We start from the raw sequence: 21518 nt of genomic DNA, 5'->3' as shown, positions 1-21518 counted from the left end.
CTAACCTTTAGAGTCCGGTGGACACGTCGATGGATTGACCTTCGGCGAGCGTAACGACGGCTTTCTTGACGTCTTTCAGCTTACCGGCGAACCCACGGAAACGACGGGTCTTACCCTTGCGGATAAGCGTGTTCACAGCCGTGACTTTGACGCCGAAGAGAGCTTCCACGGCAGCCTTGATTTCAGGCTTGGAAGCGCTTTTGGCGACGTTGAATACGACCTGGTTCTGTTCGGATACCAGCGTCGACTTTTCCGTGATCGAAGGAGATACGATCACATCGTAGTGGCGAAGATCCGTCATTTGAACCGCTCCTCCAGAGCCTCTACAGCAGCCTTGGAAAGCACGAGCTTACCACGACGCAGGATGTCGTAAACATTGATGCCCTGAACCGGCAGAACGTCCACATTCGGGATGTTCTGAGCTGCGAGCTTGAAGTTGCCATCAAGTTCTGCGCCACCGATAACGAGAGCGTTGGTCAGGCCAAGCGAAGCGAAGCTGCCCAGCAGAGCCTTGGTCTTTGCTTCGGACGCGACGAGCTGATCGACGATGATCAGATCTTCAGCCTTCAGCTTTGCAGACAGGGCGTGACGCAGAGCAAGCGCGCGAACCTTCTTGGGAAGGTCGTGTGCGTGGCTGCGAACGACCGGGCCGTGGGCCTTGCCGCCGCCGCGGAACTGCGGTGCGCGAGCCGAATGGTGACGAGCGCGGCCCGTACCCTTCTGCTTGTACATCTTCGCACCAGTACGGGAAACTTCCGCACGGGTCTTGGTCTTGTGCGTTCCCTGCTGCTTCTTTGCAAGCTGCCAGCGAACCATACGGGCCAGGATATCCTGACGGGGATCGAGGCCGAAAATCTCGTCCGACAGAGAAACCTTGCCGGCGTCTTTTCCCTCGAGGGTCTTGACGTTCAATTCCATGATAAGGCTCCCTTACTTCGCGGCCGACTTGACGGCGTCGCGGACGATGATCCAGGCGCCCTTGGAACCGGGAACTGCACCCTTAACGAGGATCAGGCCACGGTCTTCATCGGTCGAAACGACTTCGAGGTTCTGGGTCGTAACGCGCGTCTGGCCCATATGACCAGCCATGCGCTTGCCCTTCCACACGCGGCCCGGATCCTGGTTGTTACCAGTCGAACCGTGCGCACGGTGCGATACGGAGTTACCGTGCGAAGCGCGACCACCACCGAAGTTGTGACGCTTCATAGCACCGGCAAAACCCTTACCGATCGTGGTTCCCGTTACGTCGACCAGCTGGCCGGCCTGAAAATGAGTTGCGGTCAGTGTTGCACCGATATCGATCAGGTTCTCGGGGGAAACCCGGAACTCGACGAGCTTTGCTTTCGGTTCGACATTGGCAGCGGCAAAATGACCGCGAAGCGCCTTCGTCGTGTTTTTGACCTTGGACTGGCCGGCACCGAGCTGAACTGCGGTGTAGCCATTCTTGTCTTCCGTGCGCTGGGAAACGACTTGTACGTTATCCATCCGCAATACTGTTACTGGAATATGTTCACCAGCGTCGTTGTAGACGCGGGTCATACCCACTTTCTGTGCAATCACACCTGAACGCATTGGTTCATCCTCTTGCGAGCCTTGAAGGGAAAACCCTTTTTGGCCTTTGTTAAGGAGTGCCCTTCGACATCTCACGATGTTTCCGGTCTCCGGATTGGAAGCCGTTGGATTTCTCCACGTACCTTCCTTGTTATATGGCCCTCACTTGGATGAGGTCAGGCCAGTCTTAGAGCTTGATTTCCACGTCAACGCCGGCAGCCAGGTCGAGCTTCATCAGAGCATCGACGGTCTGCGGGGTGGGGTCAACGATATCGAGAAGACGCTTGTGCGTCCGCATTTCGAACTGTTCACGGCTCTTCTTATCAACGTGAGGAGAGCGGTTGACGGTAAACTTTTCGATGCGGGTGGGGAGCGGAACCGGGCCGCGAACGCTGGCGCCGGTGCGCTTTGCGGTCGACACGATTTCACGGGTAGAGGCATCGAGGATCCGGTGATCGAACGCCTTGAGGCGGATACGGATATTCTGGCCGTTCATTCGTCTTGTCCTTGTTCTTTGTTATTCATTTCCGCACGCGGAAACACATGAACTTCTATTGATCGTGGCGCCGCAGATTTTCAAAAATCGAGAGGGATGCGCGTCGCACCCCAATCATTTCAGTAGTCTGTATTGCTAAAACACCGCGCTCCGCAATTGCTTGCGAATCCAGCGGGTGAGTGTGAATGCGCGTTTACGCGCTTTCACCGAATTTTTCAAGCACTAAAAATGCAACGCCGCCAGGCTTTTTTACTAAAAGCCCGGCGGCGGTGTGGGTAACACCGCCGCCGGTCTGAATTTCAACGTCGTGAAATTACTCGACGATAGAAGCGACGATGCCGGCGCCGACGGTACGGCCGCCTTCGCGGATAGCGAAGCGCAGCTTTTCTTCCATCGCGATCGGAACGATCAGCTCGACTTCAACAGTCACGTTGTCGCCAGGCATAACCATTTCCGTGCCTTCTGGAAGCGAAACGATACCGGTAACGTCAGTCGTACGGAAGTAGAACTGCGGACGGTAGTTCGTGAAGAACGGCGTATGACGGCCGCCTTCTTCCTTCGTCAGGATGTAGGCTTCTGCCATGAACTTCTTGTGCGGCTTGACCGAACCCGGCTTGCACAGGATCTGGCCACGCTCAACGCCGTCACGGGTAACGCCGCGAACGAGAGCACCGATGTTGTCGCCAGCCTGGCCCTGGTCGAGCAGCTTGCGGAACATTTCAACGCCGGTAACCGTCGTCTTCGACGTCGGACGAATGCCGACGATTTCGACTTCTTCACCAACCTTGACGATACCGCGCTCAACGCGACCCGTCACAACCGTACCACGGCCAGAGATCGAGAACACGTCTTCGATCGGCATCAGGAACGGCTGGTCGATCGGACGCTCAGGCGTCGGGATGTAGGCGTCAACAGCAGCCATCAGCTCGCGGATTGCGTCTTCACCGATCTTCTTGTCGGAATCTTCAAGAGCAGCAAGTGCCGAACCCTTGACGATCGGGATATCGTCGCCCGGGAAGTCGTAGGACGACAGAAGTTCGCGAACTTCCAGTTCGACGAGCTCGAGAAGCTCGGCGTCGTCAACCTGGTCGACCTTGTTGAGGAACACGACGATCGCCGGAACGCCAACCTGGCGAGCAAGCAGGATGTGCTCGCGCGTCTGCGGCATCGGGCCGTCAGCTGCAGAGCAAACCAGGATCGCGCCGTCCATCTGGGCAGCACCGGTGATCATGTTCTTCACGTAGTCGGCGTGGCCGGGGCAGTCGACGTGTGCGTAGTGACGGTTCGGCGTTTCGTATTCGACGTGCGCCGTCGAGATCGTGATGCCGCGAGCCTTTTCTTCAGGAGCAGCGTCGATCTGGTCGTACGCCTTGAACTCGCCGAAATACTTCGTGATCGCAGCAGTCAACGACGTCTTGCCGTGGTCGACGTGACCGATCGTGCCAATGTTGACGTGCGGCTTATTGCGCTCAAACTTGCTCTTTGCCATTAGTGGCTCTCCATTCTTGTCCCTTGAGGGGAATAATCTTCAAATCTCTGATGGGGCGTACCCCGATCACTTCTGACCGGAGTACTTTGCCTGGATTTCCTGCGCCACGTTCGACGGAACCGGCGAATAGTGATCGAACGTCATCGAGTACTGCGCGCGGCCCTGCGACATGGAGCGCAGGTTGTCGACGTACTTGAACATGTTCGCGAGCGGAACGTGTGCGCTGATCACGATGGTGATGCCACGCGATTCCTGACCCTGGATCTGACCGCGACGCGAGTTCAGATCGCCAATCACGTCACCGACGTAATCTTCAGGGGTGACGACTTCGACCTTCATCATCGGCTCGAGAAGCTGTGCACCAGCCTTCTTTGCTGCTTCACGGAAGCAGGCACGCGATGCGATTTCGAACGCCAGAACCGAGGAGTCGACATCGTGGTATGCGCCGTCGATCAGGGTCGCCTTGACGCCCAGCATCGGGAAGCCAGCAAGCGGACCGGAAGACAGAACGCTTTCGATACCCTTCTGAACGCCCGGGATGTATTCCTTCGGAACAGCACCGCCGACGATCTTGGATTCGAACTTGAATTCTTCGCCTTCAGGGTTCGGTTCGAAGATGATCTTCACGCGAGCAAACTGACCGGTACCACCGGACTGCTTCTTGTGCGTATAGTCTTCTTCGTGCTGACGCGTGATGGTTTCGCGGTAGGCAACCTGCGGAGCACCAACGGTTGCTTCAACCTTGAACTCGCGACGCATACGGTCAACGAGGATGTCGAGGTGAAGTTCACCCATGCCTGCGATGATCGTCTGACCGGATTCTTCATCCGTCTTGACGCGGAACGAAGGATCTTCAGCAGCCAGGCGGTTGAGCGCGAGGCCCATCTTTTCCTGGTCGCCCTTGGTCTTCGGCTCGATGGCGATCTGGATGACCGGCTCGGGGAATTCCATGCGCTCGAGGATAACCGGCTTCAGCGGATCGCAGAGCGTATCGCCAGTGGTGGTTTCCTTGAGGCCAGCCAGAGCAACGATGTCGCCGGCAAAGGCTTCTTCGATGTCTTCACGGCTGTTGGAATGCATCTGCAGCATACGGCCGACGCGCTCGCGCTTGTCCTTGACCGTGTTGATGACCGACGTGCCCTTTTCAAGCTTGCCGGAGTAGATGCGGGCGAAGGTCAGCGAACCGACGAAGGGGTCGTTCATGATCTTGAACGCGAGCATGGAAAGCGGCTCGCTGTCATCGGCATGACGCTCGATTTCGGCTTCGGTCTTGAAGTCGATGCCCTTGATCGCGGGAATGTCCAGCGGCGAAGGCAGGTAGTCGACGACGGCGTCGAGAAGCGGCTGAACGCCCTTGTTCTTGAACGCGGTACCGCAGAACATCGGGTGGAACTTCACGTCGATGGTGCCGCGGCGAACGAGCGAACGGATCTTCTCGTTGTCGGGCATGATGCCGTTCAGGTAGTCTTCCATCGCTTCTTCGTCGATCTCGACAACGGTCTCGATCAGCTTTTCGCGATATTCTTCAGCCTTGGCCTTCATGTCTTCAGGAATTTCGACGACGTCCCACTGAGCGCCGAGCGATTCGTCGCGCCAGATGAGTGCGTTCATCTCGATCAGGTCGATAACGCCCTTGAACTCGGTCTCAGCGCCGATCGGCAGCTGCATGACAACGGCGGTAGCGCCGAGACGGGTCTTGATCATTTCTACCGAGCGGTAGAAGTCAGCACCGGTCTTGTCCATCTTGTTGCAGAAGATCATACGCGGAACGTTGTACTTCTCAGCCTGACGCCAGACGGTTTCCGTCTGCGGCTCTACACCGGCGTTGGCGTCGAGAAGAGCGATGGCACCGTCGAGAACGCGCAGCGAACGCTCGACTTCAATGGTGAAGTCAACGTGGCCGGGGGTGTCGATGATGTTGAAACGGCGCATCTTGCCGTCGCGACCCTTCCAGAAGGTCGTGGTCGCAGCGGACGTGATGGTGATACCACGTTCCTGCTCCTGTTCCATCCAGTCCATCGTGGCAGCGCCATCATGAACTTCGCCGATCTTGTGCGACTTACCGGTGTAATAAAGAATACGCTCGGTGGTCGTCGTCTTACCGGCGTCGATATGCGCCATGATACCGAAATTGCGGTAGTCTTCGATTTTATATTCGCGAGCCATAATGGACTGCCTTTCGATATGCGACCGTTTAAGATTACCAGCGGTAATGCGAGAATGCGCGGTTTGCGTCGGCCATCTTGTGCGTGTCTTCACGCTTCTTGACGGCGGAACCGCGGTTGTTCGCAGCGTCCATGAGTTCGCCGGAGAGGCGATCGACCATGGTCGTTTCGTTACGCTTGCGAGCAGCAGTGATCAGCCAGCGGATGGCGAGAGCCTGACGGCGCTCCGGACGAACGTCGACCGGGACCTGATACGTAGCACCGCCAACGCGACGCGAACGCACTTCAACGTGCGGAGCAACGTTGTCGAGGGCGGAGTGGAACACGCCTAGCGGCTCCTGCTTCGTCTTGCCCTGAACGACGTCGAACGCGCCGTAAACGATGCTTTCCGCGACGGACTTCTTGCCGTGAAGCATGATGGCATTCATGAACTTGGTGACGACCAGATCGCCGAACTTCGGGTCCGGGTTGATCTCACGCTTTTCTGCACTATGGCGACGGGACATATTCTTTGTCTCTCAATGTTATTGACGCTAAACCACGCGGAGAACCTCGCGCAGCGCCTGATTGTTGTTGCCGAAAATTACTTCGGACGCTTCGCACCGTACTTCGAACGGCGCTGCTTGCGGTTCTTGACGCCCTGGGTATCGAGAACACCGCGGATGATGTGGTAACGCACACCCGGCAAGTCCTTCACGCGGCCGCCGCGGATCATGACCACGGAGTGTTCCTGAAGGTTGTGACCTTCGCCGGGAATGTAGCCAATGACTTCGAAGCCGTTGGTGAGACGGATCTTGGCAACCTTACGCAGAGCCGAGTTCGGCTTCTTCGGGGTCGTCGTGTAAACGCGGGTGCAAACACCACGCTTCTGCGGGTTTTCCTGAAGTGCAGGAACCTTGTTGCGCTTTACCTGTGCCTGGCGGGGCTTACGGATCAGCTGGTTTACGGTAGGCATATAACCATCCCTTGCAAAAACTACTTTAGCCACCCTCACGGGTGGCGGCTATGCCGTTTCCGGCGACGAAGCACGCATATATCCTCATGCGCAAAACGTGGCCCGATCCGTTTTCACGGATGGACCACCAAGAGCAGAGGACGCCGGATGAGGCGTCTTGCGTGCAACATTCGTGTCTTCTACGTGCAATGAAGCTTCATTTGAGATGATGTCCGGGAAAAACGTTTCCGAACGGCCAGCACAGATAGAGGCTCCGATGGCGGGCGTACTACTGTTTTAGCCAGCTTTCGTCAAGGGCGAATCCGCATTTTGCGCTGGCACCCGCGGCCACAAAGCCTGCGCACAGGCCCTTTGCCCTCTCCTTCTAACATAAGTCGCAGCCGGCAACAGCGATTTTGACCTCCGGCCTTTGGCTTTTCACAAAATCCGTCTATTGATTCCCTCAAGCGGGCCGGAGCTGGCACCGCCGCGCGCAAGACCGATTCCGTCCGGCCCGCATACTCCACAACGACATATCAAGGAACCGCGTCATGACCAACCTCCCCGACAACGACAACGGACGCGACGAGCCGATGGTCTTCATCGTCATCGGCAAGGCTTACGAACACGACAATTCCGAAGGCATCGACATCCACGTCATTCTGCGGGCGCCGGACGACGACACCGCCGTACGCGAAACGCTGAACGCGCTTTCGGAGGAAGGTTTCATCGAAGCCGACCTCGACCAGATCGGCATGCTGACTGAAGTTCCGGACGAAGAGCCGCACGCTTCCGCCTATCAGGGCGCCCTGGAGGGCGAAGTCGCCATCATCCGTTTCGCCTGAGGGACCGCCCTCACCGCGACAAATGCGCCGCCACCGATAAAAACGGCACCCGCCCACACCAGGGCGGTTGTCTTCCAGGACTTGATGCCAAGGCCGAAATCTTGCGTGCCAGCCACCCTTTGCTGCAAAAGACCTTGGTAAATTCCAATATATTAAGTCACTGATAGATTATATTACTTTAAATATAATATTATTATTTGTATTTCCGTTGAAATATACGACGATATAAGATTAAATTGATCCCGACACATGATTTCGGTGGCGGGTTGGATAATATATCTTCGGCAGACATTATAGATGACATTTACGAGGCAGCACTTTTTCCCGATCGCTGGGCGAACGTGATAGCCGCAATCGGCCAACGGCTCGATTTCTGGGGCGGCGCGCTCACCTGGGGCAAAGGCGAGGATGAAGCTTGGCTCTATCCGCCCAATTTCCAGGAGCTCATGCAAGCCTTCATGAAGGGCGGCTGGAACCACCGCAACGATCGCCTCACACGCGCTGTCCGCGAGGGCCAATTTTCCTTCGTGCATGATTTCGATATCTTTACCCCTGACGAATGGGCGGGGCTGCCAATCGTGCGCGATTTCCTGATGCCGCGTGGACTGGGATATGGGGTGGCAACGCAGGTTGCGCCGCCGGATCATCCCGAAATGACTCTCCTGTTCGAACGCAAGCTCGACAGAGGAATCATTGGTCCGGAAACCATGGCGGCACTTGGCCGACTGAGGCCGCATATCGCCCGCAGCCTCACCCTCGCAACAGGGCTGCAACGCCAGAAAGCAGATGCCATCACGCTCGGCCTCAACGCCATCGGTGCGCCGGCGGCGGTGCTCCAGGCAAGCGGACGCGTTCTTTCCGCAAACATCCTGTTCGAGGCGACCAAAAAGTGTATTTCCACCCGCGCCCGCGACAAGATCTTGATCTTGGACGAGAGAATAAACCGGCTGCTTTACAAGGCGCTCGCCGGCGGCAGTGTCAGTTCCTTACCCCTGCCGACAAGCGGAGACGGGGTGTGCATCCTTCACGTCATACCGCTGCGCAAGGACGCGCTGGATTTATCCCCTAACGGCAGCGCCATCGTGCTGATATCGCAACCATCGGACACCGTTGCCGACGTCACGCCGCTTCTGAAGGGGTTATACGATCTCACCAAGGGCGAGGCCCGTGTCGCGCTGGAAATCCTGAAGGGCCTTTCACTTCCCTCCGTGGCAAAGCAACTTCAAATCTCGCACGAAACGGTTCGCAGCAACGCCAAGTCTATCTATGCAAAGACCGGCAGTACGGGCCAGACCGATCTCGTTCGCCGGCTTTCCGTTGTGACGCGCTACACCATCGGTGAGCAGGAAAAACCCCGAGATGGGACTGGCCATGTGAAGGACCAGATCTGACCTTCGAACCCGACCAAAACAAAAAACGCCCGGATTGCTCCGGGCGTTTTTTTACTGAACTTTGGCGGGGCTTCGTAAAGCCCCTGCCCTTGGCCAGACCTTATTCGGCCGGAGCCGGATCCGTCATGTCCTGCAGCATCTGTGTTGCAGAGCCTGCACCCGTACCCTTGCGGCGTTCCTCGAGAATGAGGTCGTCGCGCGAGGTGGCGATGCGGCGGATCTGCGTCATGGTGCCGCCGGTACCGGCCGGGATGAGGCGGCCGACGATGACGTTTTCCTTGAGGCCCTGCAGCGTGTCCGTCTTGCCGGCGATCGCAGCTTCCGTGAGAACCTTGGTGGTTTCCTGGAACGATGCGGCCGAGATGAAGGACGGCGTCTGCAGCGATGCCTTGGTGATACCGAGAAGAACCGGATCGCCATAAGCGGGCTTCTTGCCTTCTTCGATCAGGCGATCGTTGTTGTCGTCAAGCTCGATACGATCGACATTGTCGCCAACGATGTAGTGGCTATCGCCCGCATCGGTGATCTCGACCTTCTGCAGCATCTGGCGAACGATCACCTCGATGTGCTTGTCGTTGATCACAACGCCCTGCAGTCGGTAGACTTCCTGGATTTCGTTCACGAGGTAGGAAGCCAAAGCCTCTACGCCCTTGATTGCCAGAATGTCGTGCGGTGCCGGATTGCCGTCGAGAATGTATTCGCCCTTCTCGATGTAGTCGCCTTCCTGAAGATGGAAGGGCTTGCCCTTCGGGATCAGGTATTCGACCGGCTCGACGCCGTCTTCCGCAGGCTCGATCATCACGCGACGCTTGTTCTTGTAGTCGCGACCGAGGCGGATCGTACCATCGATCTCAGCGATGACAGCATGATCCTTCGGACGACGTGCTTCGAACAGTTCGGCAACGCGCGGCAGACCACCGGTGATGTCCTTGGTCTTGGCGCTTTCCAGCGGCGAACGTGCAAGCACGTCACCCTGGAAGACCTTCGAACCAGGCTCAACCGACAGGATCGCGTCCACGGAGAGGTGGAAGCGGGCTTCGCCACCGCGGCTAAGCTTTGCGACAGCGCCGGAAGCATCCTTGATGATGATCGCGGGCTTGAGGTCCGAACCGCGCGGCGTCGAACGCCAGTCAATGACCTGACGCTTGGTGATGCCGGTTGATTCGTCGGTGGCTTCCAGAACGGAAAGACCGTCGACGAGGTCCTCGAAGTGAACGGTACCTTCCACTTCCGTCATCATCGGACGGGTGTAGGGGTCCCACTCTGCAAGACGCTGGCCGCGTTTTACCTTGTCGCCGTCATCAACGAAGATCTTCGAACCATAAGCGACGCGCTGCGAGGAACGTTCCACGCCGCGCTCATCGAGAATGGTGACCGACATGTTACGGCCCATTGCGATGAGAACGCCATCGGAGTTCCGCAGGATGTTGCGGTTCTTGATCTGGATCGTGCCTTCATACGAAGCTTCCAGGAACGACTGGTCGACCACGTTTGCCGTACCGCCAAGGTGGAAGGTACGCATGGTGAGCTGCGTGCCCGGTTCACCGATCGACTGTGCGGCGATGACGCCAACGGCTTCGCCCATGTTGACCGGAGTACCGCGAGCAAGGTCACGACCGTAGCAGACGCCGCAAACGCCGACCTGCACTTCGCAGGTCAGTGCCGAGCGGATACGCACGGACTGGATGCCAGCCTTCTCGATGATTGCAACGTCGGCTTCGTCGATCAACGTTCTGGCCTTGACGATGTTCTCGCCAGTTACCGGATTGTCGATGTCATCAAGAGCCGTACGGCCGAGGATACGTGCGCCGAGCGAGGCAACGACCTGACCGGCATCAACGATGGCGGTCATGGTGAGGCCCTTGTCGGTGCCGCAATCCACGGAGTTGACGATGCAATCCTGTGCCACGTCGACGAGACGGCGGGTAAGGTAACCCGAGTTCGCCGTCTTCAAGGCGGTGTCTGCAAGACCCTTACGGGCACCGTGGGTCGAGTTGAAGTACTCGTTAACGGTCAGGCCTTCCTTGAAGTTCGAGATGATCGGCGTCTCGATGATTTCGCCCGAGGGCTTGGCCATCAGGCCGCGCATGCCGCCCAGCTGACGCATCTGGTTCGGTGAACCGCGGGCGCCCGAATGGCTCATCATGTAGATGGAGTTCATCGGCTTCTGGCGGCCCGTTTCCGGGTCGAATTCCACAGCCTTGATGCGCGCCATCATTTCTTCGGCGACCTTTTCGGTTGCCTTACCCCAGGCGTCGACAACCTTGTTGTACTTTTCGCCCTGGGTGATGAGACCGTCGTTATACTGCTGTTCGTATTCCTTCACCAAAGCTTCGGTGTCACCGACGATCTTAACCTTGCTATCCGGAATGACCATGTCGTCCTTGCCGAACGAAATACCGGCGCGGCAAGCGTGAGCAAAGCCGAGCTGCATGATCCGGTCGCAGAAGATGACCGTGTCTTTCTGGCCGCAATGACGGTAGACCGTGTCGATCATCTTGGAGATGTTCTTCTTGGTCATTTCCTGGTTGCAGACGTCGAACGGCACGTTGACGTTCTTCGGCAGAAGTTCGCCGATCAGCATACGGCCAGGCGTCGTTTCATGGATCTTGGAAACCGGCTTGCCGTCAGCATCCACGGTCTTGAAGCGACCACGGATCTTGGCATGCAGTGTCACGACCTTGTTTTCAAGCGCGTGATGCAATTCGCCGATGTCCGAGAAGGCCATGCCTTCGCCGGGCTCGTTCTGGTTCATGATCGACAGGTAATACAGGCCGAGAACCATGTCCTGCGAAGGAACGATGATCGGATGGCCGTTTGCCGGATGCAGGATGTTGTTGGTCGACATCATCAGCACGCGGGCTTCAAGCTGGGCTTCAAGCGACAGCGGCACGTGAACGGCCATCTGGTCGCCGTCGAAGTCGGCGTTGAAAGCCGTGCAGACGAGCGGATGCAGCTGAATGGCCTTGCCTTCAACCAGCATGGGTTCGAAGGCCTGGATACCCAGACGGTGAAGCGTCGGTGCGCGGTTCAGAAGGACCGGATGCTCGCGGATGACCTCATCGAGGATATCCCAAACTTCAGGCTTTTCCTTTTCAACCAGCTTCTTGGCCTGCTTGACGGTCGAGGAGTAACCCTTGGCGTCGAGGCGGGCATAGATGAACGGCTTGAACAGCTCGAGCGCCATCTTCTTCGGCAGGCCGCACTGGTGCAGCTTCAGCTCCGGACCGGTCACGATGACCGAACGGCCTGAATAGTCGACGCGCTTGCCGAGAAGGTTCTGGCGGAAGCGGCCCTGCTTGCCCTTGAGCATGTCGGACAGCGACTTCAGCGGACGCTTGTTCGCACCCGTGATGACGCGACCGCGACGGCCGTTATCAAACAGCGCATCGACGGATTCCTGCAACATACGCTTTTCGTTGCGGATGATGATACCAGGCGCGCGAAGCTCGATCAGGCGCTTCAGACGGTTGTTACGGTTGATGACGCGGCGATAGAGATCGTTGAGGTCGGACGTCGCGAAACGGCCACCATCCAGCGGAACCAGCGGACGAAGGTCCGGCGGAATAACCGGAACGACCTTCATGATCATCCATTCCGGACGATTGCCGGATTCCATGAAGTTCTCAACGATCTTGAGACGCTTCATGAACTTCTTCTGCTTGAGATCCGAGGTGGTCTCGGCAAGCTCGGCACGCAGGTCACCGGCGATCTTTTCGAGGTTCATCGAAGCCAGCATCTCGTAGATGGCTTCAGCGCCGATCATGGCGGTGAACTGGTCTTCGCCGAACTCGTCAACGGCGATCATGTACTCTTCCTCGGACAGAAGCTGGTTCTGCTTCATCGAGGTGAGGCCGGGTTCGGTGACGATGTAGTTCTCGAAATAGAGAACGCGTTCAACATCCTTCAGCGTCATGTCGAGCAAGGTCGAGATACGCGAGGGAAGCGACTTCAGGAACCAGATATGGGCAACGGGCGCTGCGAGCTCGATATGGCCCATGCGCTCACGGCGAACGCGCGACAGCGTAACTTCAACGCCGCACTTTTCGCAGATGATGCCCTTGTACTTCATGCGCTTGTACTTGCCGCACAGGCATTCGTAGTCCTTGATAGGTCCGAAAATGCGCGCGCAGAAGAGACCATCGCGTTCCGGCTTGAACGTACGATAGTTGATGGTTTCCGGCTTCTTGATCTCGCCGTAGGACCACGACAGGATTTTTTCCGGCGAAGCGATCGAAATCCGGATGGAATCGAAATGCTGCGCAGGCACCTGAGGATTGAAAAGATTCATGACCTCTTGGTTCATGCCTTGTCTCCTTGAGAGGCTAGCTGCTGCCCCTGTTTGCATCTGGACCGGCTTCTTCCCGGGTCACCGTCCAGAGCTTTAAATACGGATTAACCGCACAATGCGGCGAAAGTGTCCCGCGGCAACCATTGGTCGCCGGGGAAACGGCAGGCGCCAACACGGCGCCCGCCTCTCTCATCTTTATTCCGCTGCGTCGGGCAGCTGATCCTCGGGCTGGGTCTCGACCTTCGAGTTCTCCAGTTCGACCGAAAGACCGAGCGACCGCATTTCCTTGACGAGAACGTTGAAGCTCTCGGGGATACCGGCCTCAAAGGTATCGTCGCCACGGACGATCGCCTCGTAGACCTTGGTGCGGCCCGCCACGTCGTCCGACTTGACGGTGAGCATTTCCTGCAGCGTGTAAGCCGCGCCGTATGCTTCCAGAGCCCAGACTTCCATTTCCCCGAAGCGCTGTCCGCCGAACTGCGCCTTGCCGCCCAGCGGCTGCTGGGTAACGAGCGAGTAAGGACCGATCGAGCGAGCGTGGATCTTGTCGTCAACAAGGTGGTTCAGCTTGATCATGTACATGTAGCCGACGGTGACCTTGCGGTCGAACGGCTCGCCGGTACGACCGTCATAAAGAACGGACTGACCGGATTCATGCAGACCTGCCTTCTTCAGCATCGCGGCAACGTCGGGTTCATGCGCACCGTCGAAGACCGGGGTCGCGATGGAAACACCGCGCTTGGCTTCTTCGGCAAGCTTGACCAGCGATTCGTCGTCGAAGCGCTTTACCTCGTCATGCGATTCACTCGCATAGATTTCGGTAAGCTCCGTGCGAAGCTCGCTGATGTCCATCGTCTTGCGATACTCTTCGAGCATCTCGCCGATCTTCTTGCCCATACCTGCGCATGCCCATGCGAGGTGGGTTTCGAGGATCTGGCCGACGTTCATGCGCGAAGGCACGCCGAGCGGGTTCAAGCAGATGTCGACATGCGTGCCGTCTTCGAGGAACGGCATGTCCTCGACAGGAACGATACGCGAGACGACGCCCTTGTTACCGTGACGGCCGGCCATCTTGTCGCCCGGCTGGATCTTGCGCTTCACAGCGACGAAGACCTTGACCATCTTCATGACGCCAGGAGGCATTTCATCGCCGCGCTGGACCTTCTCGACCTTGTCCATGAAGCGCTGTTCAAGGCGCGACTTGGATTCGTCGTACTGGCCGCGAAGTGCTTCCAGTTCGGACTGGGCCTTCTCGTCTTCGACTGCAAACATCCACCACTGCGAGCGGGGATATTCGGAGACGACGGCGTTGGAAAGCTCGACGCCCTTCTTGAAGCCCTTCGGACCGGCGATGGAAACGTGACCACGCAGCATGTCGATCAGGCGGCCGTAGACGTTACGGTCGAGAATTGCCTGTTCGTCGTCGCGGTCCTTTGCCAGACGTTCGATCTCTTCGCGCTCGATTGCCATCGCGCGCTCATCCTTCTCCACACCGTGACGGTTGAAGACGCGGACTTCCACAACGGTACCAAACGTGCCCGGAGGCATGCGCATGGAGGTGTCGCGAACGTCGGAAGCCTTTTCACCGAAGATGGCGCGCAGAAGCTTTTCTTCCGGCGTCATCGGGCTTTCGCCCTTCGGCGTGATCTTGCCGACGAGGATATCGCCCGGCTGAACTTCCGCACCGATGTAAACGATACCGGCTTCGTCGAGGTTCTTCAGCGCTTCTTCCGAAACGTTCGGAATGTCACGCGTGATTTCTTCCGGACCAAGCTTCGTGTCACGCGCCATCACTTCGAATTCTTCGATGTGGATGGAGGTGAACACGTCGTCGGAAACGATACGTTCCGACATCAGGATCGAGTCTTCGTAGTTGTAGCCGTTCCAGGGCATGAACGCGACGAGCGCGTTACGGCCGAGCGCCAGATCGCCGAGGTCGGTCGACGGACCATCAGCGATGATGTCACCCTTGGAGATGATGTCACCGACAGCGACCAGCGGACGCTGGTTGACGCAGGTGTTCTGGTTCGAACGCTGGAACTTCTGCAGACGGTAGATATCGACGCCCGACTTGCCGGCATCGAGTTCTTCCGTAGCGCGGATAACGATACGGGTCGCATCCACCTGGTCGACGACACCGCCGCGGCGAGCCGCGATGGCAGCGCCGGAGTCACGGGCGACGATCGGTTCCATGCCTGTGCCGACGAACGGCGCTTCCGCCCGCAGAAGCGGAACGGCCTGACGCTGCATGTTCGAGCCCATGAGAGCGCGGTTGGCGTCGTCGTTTTCCAGGAACGGGATGAGAGCCGCTGCGACCGAAACGAGCTGCTTCGGCGAAACGTCCATCAGGTTAATGTTGTCGCGCGGTGCGAGCATAACTTCGCCCGAGTGACGGCAAACAACGAACTCTTCAGTGAAGGCGCCTTCGCCATCGAGCTCGGCATTGGCCTGTGCGACGTAGTACTTGGCCTCTTCCATGGCGGAGAGGTAGATAACGTCGGTCGTCACCTTGCCGTCGATGATCTTGCGGTACGGGCTTTCGATGAAGCCGTACTTGTTGACGCGGGCAAAGGTGGCAAGCGAGTTGATCAGACCGATGTTCGGGCCTTCCGGCGTTTCGATCGGGCAAATACGGCCGTAGTGGGTCGGATGAACGTCGCGGACTTCGAAGCCGGCGCGCTCACGGGTCAGACCACCCGGTCCAAGAGCCGAAAGACGGCGCTTGTGGGTGATTTCCGAAAGCGGGTTCACCTGGTCCATGAACTGCGACAGCTGCGAGGAACCGAAGAATTCGCGAACGGCGGCAGCTGCCGGCTTCGCATTGATCAGGTCCTGCGGCATCACGGTGTCGATTTCGATCGAGGACATACGTTCCTTGATCGCACGTTCCATGCGCAGAAGGCCGAGGCGGTACTGGTTTTCCATCAGCTCGCCGACCGAACGAACACGGCGGTTGCCGAGGTTGTCGATGTCGTCGATTTCGCCCTTGCCGTCGCGCAGTTCGACCAGCATCTTGACGACAGCGAGGATGTCTTCCTTGCGCAGCGTGCGCACGGTGTCTTCCGCGTCGAGGTCGAGACGCATGTTCATCTTCACGCGGCCAACAGCCGAGAGATCATAACGTTCTGCATCGAAGAACAGCGAGTTGAACATCGCTTCTGCCGAATCCATGGTCGGCGGCTCACCCGGACGCATGACGCGGTAGATGTCGAACAGCGCTTCCTGGCGGTTCTGGTTCTTGTCCGCATGCAGCGTGTTGCGGATATAGGCGCCAACATTGACGTGGTCGATGTTGAGGACCGGAATCTCGTCAAAGCCGGACTGAAGAATGAGGCCAAGCGTCTTTTCGTCGATTTCGTCGCCGGCTTCGAGATAGATCTCACCCGTCGAGTAGTTGACGATGTCTTCGGCAAGGAAGTTGCCGTAGAGGTCTTCGTCAGTCGCCTTAAGTGCCTTCAGGCCCTTGTCGACGAGCTGGCGGATAAGACGCGGAGTCAGCTTCTTGCCACCTTCGACAACGACTTCACCAGTGTCGGCGTCGATCATGTCGGTGATGACCTTGGCATTCTTCAGCGTTTCAGGCTGGAACGGAATGCGCCAGCCATCGCCGGAGCGCTCGTAGGAAGCCTTGCTGTAGAACGTCGACAGGATTTCTTCACCATCCATGCCAAGCGCCATCAGGAGCGAGGTCACGGGCAGCTTGCGGCGACGGTCGATACGCGCATAAACGATGTCCTTGGCGTCGAACTCGATGTCGAGCCAGGAACCGCGATACGGGATGACGCGGGCAGCGAACAGAAGCTTGCCGGAAGAATGGCTCTTGCCCTTGTCGTGGTCAAAGAATACGCCCGGCGAACGGTGCATCTGCGAAACGATGACGCGCTCTGTACCGTTGACGATGAACGTACCGTTATTGGTCATGAGCGGCATGTCGCCCATGTATACGGACTGTTCCTTGATGTCCTTGATGGACTTCGCGCCTGTATCCTCGTCGATATCGAACACGATGAGGCGCAGCGTCACTTTCAGCGGCGCTGCGTAGGTCAGATCGCGCTGACGGCATTCCTCGACGTCAAACTTCGGCGCTTCGAATTCGTAAGACACGAATTCGAGCATGGATGCGCCGGAAAAATCGGTGATCGGGAATACGGATTTGAATACGGCATTCAATCCCTCGTCGGGACGGCCACCCTTGGGCTCGTCAACCATGAGAAACTGGTCATACGAAGCCTTCTGAACCTCGATGAGGTTCGGCATTTCCGCTACTTCTGGAATTTTGCCGAAAAACTTGCGTACGCGCCTGCGACCGTTAAACGAAAGGGTCTGAGCCATCGTCGCTCCTTTAAAATTGCATCCGGGCCTGCAACGGACGGGAACCGATGGCCAGTCGATCCCGTCAAGCAATGGGTGTCATCAATCTCGTTCCACATCCCGGATCGATCAGGCCGGATTGCCTAGATGAGCCGGTTCGGAACCATTCTCTTGAAGAACCCATTACCCAAAAGCCATTTTCACGCGGCTTTTGGGTAATAAGTTTTAAAACGATGACGACGGAAAGGGGCATGAAGCCCCTTCCCGCCAGCAATCGCAAGATTACTTAACGTCGACCTTGGCGCCAGCGTCTTCAAGCTTCTTCTTGAGGTCAGCAGCTTCAGCCTTGGAAACAGCTTCCTTGACAGCCTTCGGAGCGCCTTCAACGAGGTCCTTAGCTTCCTTCAGGCCGAGACCCGTGATAGCGCGGACTTCCTTGATGACGTTGATCTTGTTGGCGCCAGCGTCAACCAGGATCACGTCGAATTCGGTCTTTTCTTCTTCAACGACAGCAGCAGCGCCAGCACCGCCAGCAGCAGCAACAGCTACCGGAGCAGCGGCGGAAACGCCCCACTTTTCTTCGAGAAGCTTCGACAGTTCTGCAGCTTCCAGAACGGTCAGGGTGGAGAGGTCTTCAACGATCTTTGCGAGATCAGCCATTTTGATAGTTCCTTTTGTTCAGTTCGAACCAGTTTGAATAATTACAGCGAAAAACCGCCTTAAGCGGCTTCGTCCTTCTTGGCGTAAGCCGAGAACACCCGTGCAAGCTGGCTTGCAGGTGCTGCGACAACCGTGGCGACGCGAGTTGCCGGGGCGTTGAGTAGGCCCAGCAGCTTTGCGCGCAGCTCGTCCAGCGAAGGCAGGGTCGCAAGCGACTTGACTGCTTCGGCGTTGAGCGTGGTTGCGCCCATGGAACCGCCGAGAACAACGACTTTATCGTTGGTCTTTGCGAAATCCATGACGACTTTCGGAGCAATCATAGGGTCGACGCTGTATGCAATCAGCGTCTGGCCCTTGAAGAGATCTGTCATCCCTTCCGACTCCGTGCCCTGAAGAGCGATCTTGGCCAGGCGGTTCTTCGCGACCTTGACGGTGCCTCCGGCAGCGCGCATTTTCGAACGGAAGTCGTTCATTTGCGCAACGGTGACACCAGCATAGTGGGCCACGACAACCGAACCGGAAGCCTTGAAGACTTCGTTCAGCTCCGTGACGAATTCGCGTTTTTCCGCTCTTTCCACTGTCTGTCTCCAGTAGACGGGGCCACATAAGTGTGAACCCGTCGGGTTTGCCTTTGCCCCAAGGGACCTTTTTACAAAGATCCCGAGCGACGCTCGAGGATCCTGTCCCCCGCTCTGTCGCCGCAAACGGCTTCAGGCACAGGCACACCAGGTTCGAACCGGACAGTCAGGCATCTGCGATGCCTCAAATCCAGCCTCACCCGTCTCATGCAGGTTGAATGATTAAGGCCAAACCCCGAAGGACATGGCCACCCGCAATCTCGGACAGGAGTTCCGGGTTTCCCCGGAAATCTCCGGCTCCCTGAGAGCCGGAAATTCTTTTAATCACGCTCCCCGACAGGGAAGCACGAGAATTGATTAAGCCGTAACCGACGAAGGTTCGATCTTGACGCCCGGACCCATGGTCGAGGAGATGGCAACGCGCTTGACGTAGTTGCCCTTGGCACCCGTCGGCTTTGCCTTGATGACCGCATCGGCAAAAGCCTTGATGTTTTCTTCAAGAGCCTTGGCGTCGAACGAAGCCTTGCCAATACCAGCGTGTACGATACCGGCCTTTTCGACGCGGAACTCGACAGCGCCACCCTTGGACGCCTTGACGGCGCCGGCAACATCCATCGTCACCGTACCGACCTTCGGGTTCGGCATCATGCCACGCGGGCCGAGTACCTTGCCGAGACGGCCGACGAGCGGCATCATGTCCGGGGTCGCGATGCAACGATCGAAGTCGATCTTGCCGCTCTGAACGATTTCAACCAGCTCTTCTGCGCCAACAACGTCAGCACCAGCAGCCGTGGCTTCATCAGCCTTGGCGCCACGTGCAAAAACGGCAACGCGAACGTCACGGCCCGTGCCGTTCGGCAGGTTGACAACGCCGCGAACCATCTGGTCCGCATGGCGCGGGTCAACGCCGAGGTTCATCGAAACTTCAACGGTTTCGTCGAACTTGGCGACTGCACGTTCCTTGACCATCGAAATGGCGTCGGTGAGAACGTAGAGCTTGTTAGGATCCACACCTTCGCGGATCTTCTGAATACGCTTTGCTACCTTGGCCATGATCAACCTACTACTTCCAGGCCCATGGCGCGGGCAGAGCCCTCAACCATTGCCATTGCGCCTTCGATATCGGCAGCATTCAGATCCTTCATCTTGGCTTCAGCGATCGTCTTGACCTGAGCCTTGGTGATGGAGCCAACCTTGGCGCCCTTGCCAGGCGTCTTGGAGCCGGAGGTGATCTTCGCTTCCTTCTTCAGCCAATAAGTCATCGGCGGCTGCTTCATGACGAAGGTGAAGGACTTGTCCTGGTAATAGGTGATGACGACCGGAATCGGCATACCCTTTTCCATTTCCTGCGTGGCGGCATTGAACGCCTTGCAGAATTCCATGATGTTGATGCCGCGCTGACCAAGTGCAGGACCGATCGGCGGGGACGGATTGGCCGACCCTGCCTTCACCTGCAGCTTGAGCTGGCCCATAACTTTCTTAGCCATATCTCTCTGCCTTTCAATTCAAACCGGTTTCCCGGCTTCTCTCTAGCCGGATCGCTCCGGCGGCTGCGGTTGCGTGGTGCGGCGCCCTGCCCCGGCTATGGGAGCCCGTTTGCCTTCCACGCGATTGGGGTTTCACCCCTCCAGTCAGACCTTCTCGACCTGACTGTATTCCAGTTCGACCGGCGTAGCGCGGCCGAAAATCGAAACTTCCACTTTCAGGCGCGAACGCTCTTCGTCGACATCCTGAACAACGCCGTTGAACGACGCGAACGGACCATCGGAAACGCGAACCTGCTCGCCGACCTCGAACGAAACCGAAGACTTCGGACGCTCGACGCCTTCCTGAACCTGACCGAGGATACGATCGGCTTCATAATCCGGAATCGGAACAGGCTTATTGTCCGAACCGAGGAAACCGGTCACCTTCGGCGTGTTCTTGATGAGGTGATAGGCCTCATCCGTCAGGTTGGCGCGCACAAGCACGTAACCTGGAAAGAACTTGCGCTCGCTGTCGACCTTGCGGCCACGACGCACCTCGACAACCTTTTCGGTCGGCACGAGGATTTTCTCAAAAAGATGATCAAGACCCTTCTGACGAGCCTTCTCTTCGATCGACTCAGCGACCTTCTTTTCGAAATTCGAATATGCGTGAACGATATACCAGCGCGCTGCCATTTTTATTCTCCGTTCAATCCGTTACCGGCCGACGTTCAGCACGAGGCTAAGCACCCAGCCGATGAGCTGGTCAGCAGCAAAAAAGAACAGAGCCGCAAAAATGACCATCACAAGCACCATAGCCGTCGAAATCATGGTCTCGCGGCGCGACGGCCAAGTGATTTTAGACGCTTCGGCGCGAACCTGCTGCAGAAACGTAAACGGATTGGTTTTGGATGCCATTGACTGCCCACGCAATTACGGCGCGTAAAGCCGAACTAATCAGCCCCACGCACCGCGTGTCTGTTTTGACCTTACATAAACACCGATTCCAGTTTTAACAAGAGGAAATCGACATTCGGCGAAATTCGCCGGAAAACCGGCACCCATCTGCCATGCAGCGAAGACCGCGCTTGCGGATGGAAAGTGGCAGGGGCAGTAAGGCTCGAACTTACGACCTGCGGTTTTGGAGACCGCCGCTCTACCAACTGAGCTATACCCCTTTAACACCTTAGCCGACCACGAAAATCACTTGGCCGCTTCGGTATGCGTTCCCTTTAAGGCGCACGGAAAAGAATGGCAAGCGCTTTTTATTCGCTTTCGGAAGAAACTGTTGACGCCCTCCCCGCCACGTTTTTTCCTCGGCCGCTTAACCGGTTACCCCCA

General features: G+C 57.4%; 19 protein-coding genes and 1 tRNA gene. 2 read left to right on the top strand and 18 right to left on the bottom strand.

Annotated features, from left to right (window positions below; genetic code table 11):
• Positions 1 to 7: 7 nt before the first annotated feature.
• From J5276_RS04300 to rpsL, 8 genes are all read right to left on the bottom strand, one after another.
• Positions 8 to 301 (bottom strand): 50S ribosomal protein L23, encoded by a 294-nt coding sequence (locus J5276_RS04300; RefSeq protein WP_003495178.1) that lies wholly within the window; start codon positions 299 to 301, stop codon positions 8 to 10.
• A complete protein-coding gene (gene rplD, locus J5276_RS04295; RefSeq protein ID WP_003516147.1) occupies positions 298 to 918 on the bottom strand; it encodes a 50S ribosomal protein L4 in 621 nt (206 codons plus the stop codon). Before rplD ends, J5276_RS04300 begins: the two co-directional genes overlap by 4 nt.
• Before the next feature lie 12 nt (positions 919 to 930).
• A complete protein-coding gene (gene rplC / locus J5276_RS04290) occupies positions 931 to 1572 on the bottom strand; it encodes a 50S ribosomal protein L3 (RefSeq protein WP_003516149.1) in 642 nt (213 codons plus the stop codon).
• 166 nt (positions 1573 to 1738) lie between these two features.
• Positions 1739 to 2047 (bottom strand): 30S ribosomal protein S10, encoded by a 309-nt coding sequence (rpsJ, locus tag J5276_RS04285; RefSeq protein WP_003507767.1) that lies wholly within the window; start codon positions 2045 to 2047, stop codon positions 1739 to 1741.
• A 313-nt stretch (positions 2048 to 2360) separates the two neighbouring features.
• Positions 2361 to 3536: an elongation factor Tu gene (gene tuf / locus J5276_RS04280; protein WP_013636434.1), complete on the bottom strand. Its 1176-nt coding sequence runs from the start codon at positions 3534 to 3536 to the stop codon at positions 2361 to 2363.
• A gap of 66 nt (positions 3537 to 3602) precedes the next feature.
• The gene (gene fusA, locus J5276_RS04275; RefSeq protein WP_003519335.1) at positions 3603 to 5702 is read right to left on the bottom strand and encodes an elongation factor G; all 2100 of its coding nucleotides are present in this window, start codon (positions 5700 to 5702) and stop codon (positions 3603 to 3605) included.
• Between the two features lie 34 nt (positions 5703 to 5736).
• Entirely contained in the window at positions 5737 to 6207 is a 471-nt protein-coding gene (gene rpsG, locus J5276_RS04270) for a 30S ribosomal protein S7 (protein ID WP_003507761.1), read from the bottom strand.
• 77 nt (positions 6208 to 6284) lie between these two features.
• Positions 6285 to 6656: a 30S ribosomal protein S12 gene (gene rpsL / locus J5276_RS04265; RefSeq protein WP_003507760.1), complete on the bottom strand. Its 372-nt coding sequence runs from the start codon at positions 6654 to 6656 to the stop codon at positions 6285 to 6287.
• 530 nt (positions 6657 to 7186) lie between these two features.
• Between rpsL and J5276_RS04260 the strand changes: the two genes are divergently transcribed.
• Both J5276_RS04260 and J5276_RS04255 read left to right on the top strand, forming a co-directional pair.
• Positions 7187 to 7480 (top strand): hypothetical protein, encoded by a 294-nt coding sequence (locus tag J5276_RS04260; RefSeq protein WP_003519341.1) that lies wholly within the window; start codon positions 7187 to 7189, stop codon positions 7478 to 7480.
• 266 nt (positions 7481 to 7746) lie between these two features.
• Positions 7747 to 8871 carry a helix-turn-helix transcriptional regulator gene (locus tag J5276_RS04255; RefSeq protein WP_112155590.1) on the top strand — a complete coding sequence of 375 codons (1125 nt, stop codon included), beginning with the start codon at positions 7747 to 7749 and terminating at the stop codon, positions 8869 to 8871.
• Between the two features lie 100 nt (positions 8872 to 8971).
• On the opposite strand, the gene rpoC is transcribed toward J5276_RS04255, so the two are convergent.
• The 10 genes from rpoC to J5276_RS04205 all read right to left on the bottom strand — a co-directional run bounded on the left by rpoC (position 8972) and on the right by J5276_RS04205 (position 21355).
• Positions 8972 to 13177 carry a DNA-directed RNA polymerase subunit beta' gene (rpoC, locus tag J5276_RS04250; RefSeq protein ID WP_003519344.1) on the bottom strand — a complete coding sequence of 1402 codons (4206 nt, stop codon included), beginning with the start codon at positions 13175 to 13177 and terminating at the stop codon, positions 8972 to 8974.
• Positions 13178 to 13357: 180 nt separating this feature from the next.
• A complete protein-coding gene (gene rpoB / locus J5276_RS04245) occupies positions 13358 to 17494 on the bottom strand; it encodes a DNA-directed RNA polymerase subunit beta (RefSeq protein ID WP_013636439.1) in 4137 nt (1378 codons plus the stop codon).
• A 64-nt stretch (positions 17495 to 17558) separates the two neighbouring features.
• Positions 17559 to 17726: a hypothetical protein gene (locus J5276_RS04240; protein ID WP_153793990.1), complete on the bottom strand. Its 168-nt coding sequence runs from the start codon at positions 17724 to 17726 to the stop codon at positions 17559 to 17561.
• Positions 17727 to 17755: 29 nt separating this feature from the next.
• Positions 17756 to 18133: a 50S ribosomal protein L7/L12 gene (gene rplL, locus J5276_RS04235; RefSeq protein WP_003519347.1), complete on the bottom strand. Its 378-nt coding sequence runs from the start codon at positions 18131 to 18133 to the stop codon at positions 17756 to 17758.
• A 59-nt stretch (positions 18134 to 18192) separates the two neighbouring features.
• Positions 18193 to 18711 carry a 50S ribosomal protein L10 gene (gene rplJ / locus J5276_RS04230; RefSeq protein WP_003519348.1) on the bottom strand — a complete coding sequence of 173 codons (519 nt, stop codon included), beginning with the start codon at positions 18709 to 18711 and terminating at the stop codon, positions 18193 to 18195.
• Positions 18712 to 19068: 357 nt separating this feature from the next.
• Positions 19069 to 19764 carry a 50S ribosomal protein L1 gene (gene rplA, locus J5276_RS04225; protein WP_026331088.1) on the bottom strand — a complete coding sequence of 232 codons (696 nt, stop codon included), beginning with the start codon at positions 19762 to 19764 and terminating at the stop codon, positions 19069 to 19071.
• A gap of 2 nt (positions 19765 to 19766) precedes the next feature.
• On the bottom strand, positions 19767 to 20198 hold the full coding sequence (gene rplK, locus J5276_RS04220; protein ID WP_003519352.1) for a 50S ribosomal protein L11: 432 nt from the start codon (positions 20196 to 20198) through the stop codon (positions 19767 to 19769).
• 144 nt (positions 20199 to 20342) lie between these two features.
• Positions 20343 to 20873 carry a transcription termination/antitermination protein NusG gene (gene nusG, locus J5276_RS04215; RefSeq protein WP_003519353.1) on the bottom strand — a complete coding sequence of 177 codons (531 nt, stop codon included), beginning with the start codon at positions 20871 to 20873 and terminating at the stop codon, positions 20343 to 20345.
• 21 nt (positions 20874 to 20894) lie between these two features.
• Positions 20895 to 21095, bottom strand: a complete 201-nt coding sequence (secE, locus tag J5276_RS04210) for a preprotein translocase subunit SecE (RefSeq protein ID WP_003507689.1) — start codon at positions 21093 to 21095, stop codon at positions 20895 to 20897.
• A gap of 184 nt (positions 21096 to 21279) precedes the next feature.
• Positions 21280 to 21355 (bottom strand) — tRNA-Trp (locus J5276_RS04205).
• Positions 21356 to 21518: the final 163 nt, after the last annotated feature.

It is taken from the genome of Agrobacterium sp. S7/73 (assembly GCF_019355535.1).
Taxonomy (GTDB): domain Bacteria; phylum Pseudomonadota; class Alphaproteobacteria; order Rhizobiales; family Rhizobiaceae; genus Agrobacterium; species Agrobacterium tumefaciens.
The sequence above is the reverse complement of the archived record's forward strand: the minus strand, read 5'-3'. Positions and strand labels throughout refer to the sequence as shown.

Bases quoted from the DNA above. Each gene is read 5' to 3' on its own strand.
- J5276_RS04300 (WP_003495178.1), bottom strand. From the start codon at position 301: ATGACGGATCTTCGCCACTACGATGTGATCGTATCTCCTTCGATCACG.
- rplD (WP_003516147.1), bottom strand. From the start codon at position 918: ATGGAATTGAACGTCAAGACCCTCGAGGGAAAAGACGCCGGCAAGGTT.
- rplC (WP_003516149.1), bottom strand. From the start codon at position 1,572: ATGCGTTCAGGTGTGATTGCACAGAAAGTGGGTATGACCCGCGTCTAC.
- rpsJ (WP_003507767.1), bottom strand. From the start codon at position 2,047: ATGAACGGCCAGAATATCCGTATCCGCCTCAAGGCGTTCGATCACCGG.
- tuf (WP_013636434.1), bottom strand. From the start codon at position 3,536: ATGGCAAAGAGCAAGTTTGAGCGCAATAAGCCGCACGTCAACATTGGC.
- fusA (WP_003519335.1), bottom strand. From the start codon at position 5,702: ATGGCTCGCGAATATAAAATCGAAGACTACCGCAATTTCGGTATCATG.
- rpsG (WP_003507761.1), bottom strand. From the start codon at position 6,207: ATGTCCCGTCGCCATAGTGCAGAAAAGCGTGAGATCAACCCGGACCCG.
- rpsL (WP_003507760.1), bottom strand. From the start codon at position 6,656: ATGCCTACCGTAAACCAGCTGATCCGTAAGCCCCGCCAGGCACAGGTA.
- J5276_RS04260 (WP_003519341.1), top strand. From the start codon at position 7,187: ATGACCAACCTCCCCGACAACGACAACGGACGCGACGAGCCGATGGTC.
- rpoC (WP_003519344.1), bottom strand. From the start codon at position 13,177: ATGAACCAAGAGGTCATGAATCTTTTCAATCCTCAGGTGCCTGCGCAG.
- rpoB (WP_013636439.1), bottom strand. From the start codon at position 17,494: ATGGCTCAGACCCTTTCGTTTAACGGTCGCAGGCGCGTACGCAAGTTT.
- J5276_RS04240 (WP_153793990.1), bottom strand. From the start codon at position 17,726: ATGCCCCTTTCCGTCGTCATCGTTTTAAAACTTATTACCCAAAAGCCG.
- rplL (WP_003519347.1), bottom strand. From the start codon at position 18,133: ATGGCTGATCTCGCAAAGATCGTTGAAGACCTCTCCACCCTGACCGTT.
- rplA (WP_026331088.1), bottom strand. From the start codon at position 19,764: ATGGCCAAGGTAGCAAAGCGTATTCAGAAGATCCGCGAAGGTGTGGAT.
- rplK (WP_003519352.1), bottom strand. From the start codon at position 20,198: ATGGCTAAGAAAGTTATGGGCCAGCTCAAGCTGCAGGTGAAGGCAGGG.
- nusG (WP_003519353.1), bottom strand. From the start codon at position 20,873: ATGGCAGCGCGCTGGTATATCGTTCACGCATATTCGAATTTCGAAAAG.
- secE (WP_003507689.1), bottom strand. From the start codon at position 21,095: ATGGCATCCAAAACCAATCCGTTTACGTTTCTGCAGCAGGTTCGCGCC.